The sequence below is a fragment of the Methylobacterium bullatum genome, assembly GCF_014845095.1.
Classification (GTDB): domain Bacteria; phylum Pseudomonadota; class Alphaproteobacteria; order Rhizobiales; family Beijerinckiaceae; genus Methylobacterium; species Methylobacterium bullatum.
Genome location: NZ_NKUG01000190.1, coordinates 1 through 3,804, shown reverse-complemented (window position 1 = coordinate 3,804; position 3,804 = coordinate 1). Strand labels below are relative to the sequence as shown.

General features: G+C 67.0%; 3 protein-coding genes. All 3 read right to left on the bottom strand.

All coding sequences use genetic code 11. The features are described 5' to 3' along the window. Positions 1 to 74 precede the first annotated feature (74 nt). Positions 75 to 638: a crossover junction endodeoxyribonuclease RuvC gene (gene ruvC / locus MBTS_RS21340; protein ID WP_018041974.1), complete on the bottom strand. Its 564-nt coding sequence runs from the start codon at positions 636 to 638 to the stop codon at positions 75 to 77. Between the two features lie 231 nt (positions 639 to 869). After that, complete coding sequence (locus MBTS_RS21335) at positions 870 to 1,241, bottom strand: response regulator (RefSeq protein WP_147830896.1); 372 nt, start codon at positions 1,239 to 1,241, stop codon at positions 870 to 872. After that, on the bottom strand, positions 1,234 to 3,804 hold a 2,571-nt coding region (locus tag MBTS_RS21330; RefSeq protein WP_192216425.1), incomplete at its 5' end, for a PAS domain-containing protein. The genes MBTS_RS21335 and MBTS_RS21330, both read right to left, overlap by 8 nt.

Below are 3,804 nucleotides of genomic sequence, written 5' to 3'. Positions count from 1 at the left end.
CGCCTCCCCGCGCGGGGAGGCGTTTCAGGCGGTGCGGCCCCCGCCTCTTCCCGCAAGGTGGGAGAGGAGAATGCTCACCCCTTCGCCAGGGCCGCCGCGATCCGCGCGGCGGCAAGCCCGCTCACCCCGGCGACGGGGGCGTGGAGCTTCTTCAGGGCATGCGCCCCGCGATGGTTGGCATGGGTGACGGCGATGGCCAGGGCATCCGCAGCGTCCGCGGTCTTGAACTCGGCCTTGGGCATCAGGAACTTCACCATCGCCTGGATCTGCACCTTCTCGGCGTGCCCGGAGCCGCAGACGGTCTTCTTGACCAAGTTGGCGGCGTATTCGGAAACCGGCAACCCGGCCAGGGCCGGCACCAGCAGGGCGATGGCGCGGGCATGCCCGAGCTTCAGGGTGGCCTGCGCATCCTTGTTGACGAAGGTCTCCTCCACGGCGACCTCGTCGGGCGAAAACCCCGACACCACGCGGGTGATGCCCTCGTGCAATTCCCGCAGGCGCAGGGCGAGCGGCAGATCCCCGTCCGAGGTCACCACGCCGCAATCGACGTAAGTCAGCTTCGCCCCGACGACGGAGATCAGCCCCCAGCCGGTACGGCGCAGGCCGGGATCGATGCCGAGGATGCGGATGGGGGTCATGGGGGCCTGTATCGCGGTGACTGCCTATGGCGCGCCATCATAGGCCAGACGGCCGGCCGCGGATGCCCCCTCCCTCGCCGACCGAGGCCTTCCGGCCGCCGACATGCTCCACGGCAACACCGGCTTCCAAGCCCCGACCTTCGGCATATGTCGCGGCGGTACCCAGCGTCAGGCCCTGACCACTGAGGAGGTTTTTGCCGCAGAACCGGGGGCCGCTTCTGCGAAACCTGCTCAGGATCTGAAAAGGTCCTCCAGCGCTCTCAGCACCGTCGCGACCTCGACCGGCTTCTCCAGGCGGCGAATGTGAGCGTAGGCGTCCGGGACGTCGGCCTGGTCGTATCCCGTAGTAAACACGAACGGCACGGCGCGTGCGATCAAGGCGTCCGCGAGCGGGTAGACGTTCTCGCCGCCGAGATTCACGTCCAGGCATGCGGCGTCCGGCGCGGCGCCTCGTTCCAGCATGCGCAATCCGCCCTCCACGGAGGCGACCGGACCGAGCATCTCGGCTCCTACGTCCTGCAGCGCGCTGCTCAGCTCGTCCGCGAGAAAATACTCGTCCTCCGCGACGAGGATGCGTCGTGCTTGGAGCGTGTCCTCAGGCATCGGCCATCTTCCCGGACATCATGCGTCCCGATACGGGCAGCGCAATGGTGCAGTGAACCCCATCGGATTCCATCACGTAGGTTGTCCTGGCACCGAGCTGGTAGGGCAAGGCCCGCTCGATCAGCTCGCGGCCCGCCCCATTCCGTTGCGAGCCCGTCTGCATCGGCACGACGACGCCACGCTCGCGCCAGTCCACGTGCAGCCAGGGCCTCTGCTCCGGTTCGGCATGCTCCAAGTGCCAGTTGATCTCGAGGCGGGCTTGCGGTTGCGCGAGGGCGCCGTACTTGACCGCGTTGGTCGCGAGTTCGTGCACGGCCAGCGCGAAGGTCTGCAACGTCGACGAGCGCAGAGCCACGCCGGATGGCCCCTGCAAGACGATCCTCGCGCCCTCCCCGTCGATGGCGGCGACCTCGCTGCGGATCAACTCGTCGAAGGTGATGCGCGCCCCCTCGGCGAGGCGGGAGAGAAGGCCCTGTACCCGGGACAGGGCGGCCAGACGAACGATGTAGCGTGCCTTGAAGTCCGCCAGATCCGCGCTGTTCCGCAAGGTCTTTTCAGCCGTGGCGCGCACGATACTCATGAGGTTGCGGGTGCGATGCTGCAGTTCGGCGACGAGCACGCACATATGCTCGGCCCTCTCCTTCTCCTCGGTGATGTCCCTTCCGACGCCGCCGATCCAACGCACCGTTCCGGACGCGTCACGCATCGGGAAGGCGGTATCGCGCAGCCAGCGGATCTCATCGTTGGTCGGCCGCCGGATGCGGTACTCGAAGCTGACCCGCTCTCCCATCGTGACACGCTGAAGATTGGCGACCGCACGCTCGCGGTCCTCCGGCACGATGAGATCGGCCCATCCCACCATGTTGTCGCCGAAGAGGGCCGCCGTTCGGTCCAGGCCGTAGATCGTCTCGAAGGCGGGTGTGAGATACATCCACTGGAACGTCGCGGCGTCGCGCATCCAGAGCACGTCGGAAGAGGCCTCGCCGAACTGGCTGAGGCGCGCCTCGCTCTCGCGCAGGGCCGCTTCGGTACGCTTGCGTTCGGTGATGTCGGAGAACAGAAGCGCCACGGTGCGCGCATTCGGATCGCCGATGCGATAGGCATAGACCGACCACCACCGGTCGAGCTGCTCGGACCCGGCCTCGAACCGCGCGGGTACTCCCGTTAGGGCGACCCGACCGTAGGCATCGATCCAGAACTGGTCCAGGCCGGGCGTGATGTCACGCATCCACCGGCCAGCCGCATCCCTGATGCCGGTCTGCGCCTCGAAGGCGGGGCTGACTTCCTCGAACCGATAGTCGGCCGGGTTGCCCTCGCCGTCGAACGCCACCCTGATGGTGCAAAAACCCTGGTCGAGGGCATTATAGAGACCGAGATAACGCTCCTCGCTCTCGCGTAACGCCGCCTCCGCCGTTTTCCGTGCCGTCACGTCGCTGGCGGCTCCGAACCACTCGACGATCTCGCCGTTGCCGGCCAGGATCGGAACGGCGCGCGAGTGCGTCCAGCCGACGCTGCCGTCGGTCCGTCGAACACGATGCTCCAGTTCGAAGACCTGCTTGCCACGGATCGCTCCGTCGATGGCAGCGTCGATGGTGGGGCGATCCTCCGGAAGGATGGTGCCGTTCACCCAGCCCTGGCCCAGGCTTCCCTCGTCCGCGAGGAACCCCGGTCCGTCGAGCCGACGCATCTCCGACCAGTCCGGGCTCATTCTATAGATCACGTCCGAACTCGCCGTGACGAAGGCACGGAATCGCTCTTCGCTCTCCTGAAGCGCCACCTCGGCACGGGCACGCTCGATCGCCGACCGCATCCGCTCGCCGACGCTGCGGATGAGGAACCGCTCGGCCTCGGTCCATGAACGAGGGATCGCGTGTTGGGCGCAGAGGATGCTCGTCCGCTGACCGTCCCCGAGCAGAACGACATCGGCGAAGGAAGCGATGCCTCGTGACTGGAGTTCGGCTTTCGCGGCAGCGCCGAGACGTGCGTCCGTCTCGACGTCACACACCGCCACGACTTCGCCGACACGGTAGGCCGCGAGAAACTCCGGGTCGAAAGCGTCCAAGGAATACTCGCCGACGATGGAAGAGACACCGCGGCCATGCTCGCGCTGGATCGTCAAGCGACCCTCGCTGATCTCACCGTAGCAAGCGCGGCTGATATTGAGGTGATCGCCGAGTTGCCGGGCCGCAGCCTCCGCGATCTCGGCCGGTGCCTTGAGCGGTCGGAGAATGTCGCTCAAGCGGAGCAGGAACGCATGGTGCTCCTCGCTTTCCCGCAACGCCTTCGTGCGGTCGGTGACGCGCCGCTCCAGATCTTCCCTCGCAGCCTGCGCCTCATCGAGGGCCCCGGTCATGACGTAGGCGGCGGAGGCAAAGCGCGTCAGGCGCGTGAGCAGCCTGAGATCCTCACCATCGAAAGCACGCTCCCCGTCATGGGCACTGACCCACAGGGTACCGACAGGCTCGTCGCGGGCAGGGAAAGGGATCAGTAGAACCTCGTGGATGAAAGGTTCGGCGGCGGCGGCGGGGACGTGGGTGTGCGGACGCGAGAACAGCAGGGGGGT